Source organism: Okeania sp. SIO2B9, assembly GCF_010672505.1.
GTDB classification, from domain to species: Bacteria; Cyanobacteriota; Cyanobacteriia; order Cyanobacteriales; family Microcoleaceae; genus Okeania; species Okeania hirsuta.
Window position 1 is genome coordinate 1 of record NZ_JAAHGK010000629.1, and the last position, 4,330, is coordinate 4,330.

The following is a 4,330-nucleotide window of genomic DNA, read 5'->3' on the forward strand; positions in this document are numbered from 1 at the left end:
TATAATAGAAAGCTAGATAATTAGGGGTAGGTTCTAAATCTGGAGCATGATAATTTAAACTGGGGTCGATATCGTAACCCCGCGAAGGTTGAATACCAACAAAAATATTTCCTAGCTGAATACCTGGAATAGGAAAATTATCTATTTCTTTTACCTCACTATCTTTCTGAAATTCTGAAAAATTACTAGAAATATATTTTTCCAAAGATGGCGGAATTTTTGTGGAATTAATCTGTACATCAGTGGCAAAATTTTCGTCGTTTTCTTTTTTCTGATTATCTTTCTGAAATTCTGAAAAATTACTAGAAACATCTTTTTCTAAAGATGGCGGAATTTTTGTGGAATTAATCTGTACATCAGTGGCAAAATACGTGTTTGCCATGACAAAATCTCTGTCATTTATATTTCCCCATCTCTGAATAATTTTTTCTTGTACAACCTGTGGCAAACTAGCAAAATATGTTTCAAATTCTGCCAAGGATAAAGACTGGAAAACAGGACGTAATTCACGACTTTCCAAATCGTTTTTTACCCCCGAAGTTAGACATTTAATTAACTCATCCCCTGTTGCTGGAATATTTTCCAAATAATAACCAGCTTGTTGTAAAGCTTGAAGAATTTCTACACAACTAGCAGGAGTATCTAACCCGACTCCATTAGCAAGACGACCGTCACGATTAGGATAATTTGCTAATATTAATGCGATGCGACGTTGAGATGCTGGAGTTTGTCGTAACTTTATCCAATTAGCAGCTAATTCTGACACAAATTCAATCCTATCTTGAACCGGAAAATAACTAATTACATCTGTTTCTAAATCCGAATTCCAAGTTTGAACCGCCTTAAAAGAAATTGCCCGACTAATAATATTTCCATCTACTTCTGGCAGTGCAATATTCATTGCCACATCCCGTGGCGAAAGACCTTGAAACTGACTTTCCCACTGCTCAAAATTTCCACCACTAAAAATTACTTGTAAAACTGGAATGTCTAAATTTTTTCCCTGTCTTAGCAAGGGTGGGTTAGGAGATTTTTCCAGTGCAAAATCTTGATTATTCACAACAGAGACAGCAAAACTGGTCGTGTTTAACAATAATTGAATTGCTTCAGCATTTTCAGGTTGAAAATATTCCAATATTTCTCCCTGTACTTCTACATCTCTAGGAGAAGAAACAAAGACTGGTACAGGTTCTAAATTTTTTTCTATTAAAGCTTGGCAAAGAGCATCTATAGGAGCAACATTTCCAGATAGATAATGAGCGCGATAGAATAATATTCCGATTTTTGCTTTTGTGGTTTGCTCTTCTTTTTGCCAAGGATAAATTCCGACTCGCGACACTGGTATAGGTAAGGCAAAATCATAATCTTTTCCCAGACAAATATTAGCGATAAACTTGAGACCATTAACAAAATTATCTACCCCACCTTCTATTAAATATTGCCAGAATTGATTAACTAGAGAAATTGAAACATTAGAATGACTAATTAAATCTGGATCTGGGCGGTTATCTCCAGGAATTACTATTAGTTTTGCCCCTTCTTTTTCGATCGCTTCTAGCAAGACTTCCAAACCATAAGACCAATAGGAGCGCCCCCCTAAAAGTCGAACAATAATTACTTTTGCCTTAGATAAAATATCATCAGCATAAGTATCAATAGTTAACTGTTGTTGTAAGTGAAGTAAATTAGCAACTCGTAGTTGTGGAAAATCAAAAGGTAACTTATTAACTGCTGCTGCTAATGTTTGAATATCCGTATCTGCTGCTGTTAAAAATATTATTGGTGCGGGAGTTTGTTCGATAAAAATTACCCCTTCTGCTTGAGGGTTCCAACCACCAGGAGTAGCTGCTATTCGGTGCATATATTTGTATTGTTGAAAAAGCCTAATAATATTACCATAAACTTTCCTTCTTGTACCAAATAAAAAGGAAGAAGTTAAGCATTAAGCAGTCAGCTATCAGTTTTATTACCTTTAAAAGAGAAAAAAGCAATTTTATCTAAGCTTCAGAGTACGAATCTCAGGTTGAGAATGTAGTAGAAATTAAATGAATGCTTGCTTCATTCATGAGACATCTCCAATAATAAAAAATCAAATCAACTATAAAAAATTATTAACTAAACTGTATTGTTTTATAGTATTTTTTTTCAAAGCGGTATTATCTATTAATACTTAGACTAAATGATAAGCGCTTTAACTTCCGGAATTTTTGTTGTGATCGCTGTATATTTAATGTAATAGCAATTAAATTAAATTTAAAATTAGAGATGGAAATGATAGAAGTAAATTTGACAACTTGGAGAATATTCTCGATAGTATTATCAATATTTGTGGGAGTTGTGAGTGGCATGAGCGGTTATATATTTACTAAATATCAACTATCTCAAACTCCATCTATAACTATGGAAGTTCAAAAAAGTAATTCTCTAATATATTTAACAGGTACAGTTATAGAAAAACCTTGGAGTAAAACTACTGAATCTTGGATAGCAGGAGATGGTAATTATTATGTCTTAGATATAGGAGATTTAGAAATAGAAAAACGTTCTGCTGAAGAAGGTGTAATTCTGCATGTTTCAGAGGCGATCGCTTTTGAAAATTTTGCCGAATATGTCGGGAAAACAGTTGAAGCAAAAGGAGAATATGTTGATAGTAAACCATATCAACCGAAGAGTGCTTATGGGTCTTATCCAATGGGAATGGATGGCATACCTTTACCTAGAGGTGCAGGATTTAAAGTTTATGAAATTAAGGTGTTAAATGAATAGATATTAGTTGTTTGTCACAATGCAAAATGTGCCACTTCTAGTCTCTTCCCTCACCCAAGTCAGAAAAATTTCTAGCTTTTCCCCTCTACTATTTATTTGAGAGGAAAAAATTTGCCACCTCTAGTCTCTCCCTTTGCCCTAGTCAGAAAAATTCCTACCTTTTCCCTTCTACTATTTATCTGAGAGGAAAAAATTTGCTTGCTTGAGTTCTGTGTTAGGAGAAAGTTAGAGAAAATTTCTATATTTTTGACTCTACTATTTACTGGAGAGGAAAAAATTGTCACTTCTAGTCTCTCCCTTTGCCCTAGTCAGAAAAAATTCCTACCTTTTCCCTTCTACTATTTACTCTAGTATCTTCCCTCCCCCAAGTCAGAAAAATTCCTACCTTTTCCCCTCTACTATTTACTGCAGAGGGAAAAAATTACTACTTCTAGTCTTTCCCTTTACCCAAGTCAGAAAAATTTCTAGCCTTCCCCTCTACTATTTATTTGAGAGGCAAAAATTTACGACTTCAATGGTTTTCCTTCTTTCTTTGAACTAGAGATATGTGGTCTTGAAATCTTTCCCTGAAATATTTTTTCCAAAGCTTCATTTCTGATATTTTCTGATTCTTTTCCCCACTTCCATAAACTTTCATAGAAAAAGAACGATACTCCCGCAAAATTTCTCTTCCGCACTGCTTCTACTTGTTCTTCAATTGTCGTTATCGGAGTAGAATTATTTTTCAAACCACTCAAAATTCCAATGGCAAAAGGAATATTATTTTTAGCTAATTTAACCTCTGTTCGTTCCAACTCATTAATAAAACGTTTAATATCTGGACGATAAACTTGTAAAACAATTTCATCAATCCATTTTTCTGTTTCCCAAGTCAACCAGTCTTGCAAATAAGCAGGTAAAGCAAAGTGCAAAGGATTAGGAGATACAGAAATAATACAGTCTGGTTTTATCGCTTTTATTTCTTCAGAAACCCGCCCCATAAAATTATTAATTTTATCCGCTCGCCAACGCACCCAAAAAGTTTCTTGATAATTTTCAGAAGGGGATAAACCAGGAAGTTCTTTTTCATATAATTTGACTGTAAAATCGTCATAACCAAATTCGGCAGGTAAGCCAAAATGGTCGTCAAATTGAATCCCATCTATATCATATTTAGTCACAATTTCCATTACTAAATCTAAGATAAATTGTTGTACTTCTGGATGAAAGGGATTAAGCCAAACTCGCTGATATTCACCTTCCATTTTTATAGTAGTTCCATCTCTACGTTTGCTTAACCAATTAGGATGTAATCTTACTAATTCTGAATCTGCTGGTGCCATGAAACCAAATTCAAACCAAGGAATAATTGTTAAATTTTTTTCATGTGCTTCGTTAATAACTTCTTGTAAAAAATCTCGTCCTTGTAAACCAGGTGTAGGGTCTAAATATTTGCCAAATACTTGTTGAGCTACTTGACTAGGGTAGAGAGTATAACCTCCTTGCCAAACAGTAGAATATAGTGTGTTGAAGTTGAGATTTGCTAAACGATTTACAGCAACAAAAGCAGCAGTAAATCGTTTAG

The 4,330-nt window shown here is 34.2% G+C and carries 3 protein-coding genes; 1 reads left to right on the forward strand and 2 read right to left on the reverse strand.

Features of this window, described 5'->3' with window-relative positions:
• Nucleotides 1-1,861 (reverse strand): cobaltochelatase subunit CobN (locus tag F6K13_RS20425; protein ID WP_287288200.1); only part of this gene is annotated, 1,861 nt, incomplete at its 3' end.
• Nucleotides 1,862-2,265: 404 nt separating this feature from the next.
• On the opposite strand from F6K13_RS20425, the gene F6K13_RS20430 reads away from it, so the two are divergent.
• Nucleotides 2,266-2,766, forward strand: coding sequence for a hypothetical protein (locus F6K13_RS20430; RefSeq protein WP_124145664.1), 501 nt, complete (start codon nucleotides 2,266-2,268; stop codon nucleotides 2,764-2,766).
• Nucleotides 2,767-3,269: 503 nt separating this feature from the next.
• Here the strand turns inward: F6K13_RS20430 and F6K13_RS20435 are convergent.
• The coding region (locus tag F6K13_RS20435) for a glycoside hydrolase family 10 protein (protein WP_287288203.1) at nucleotides 3,270-4,330 on the reverse strand (1,061 nt) is incomplete at its 5' end.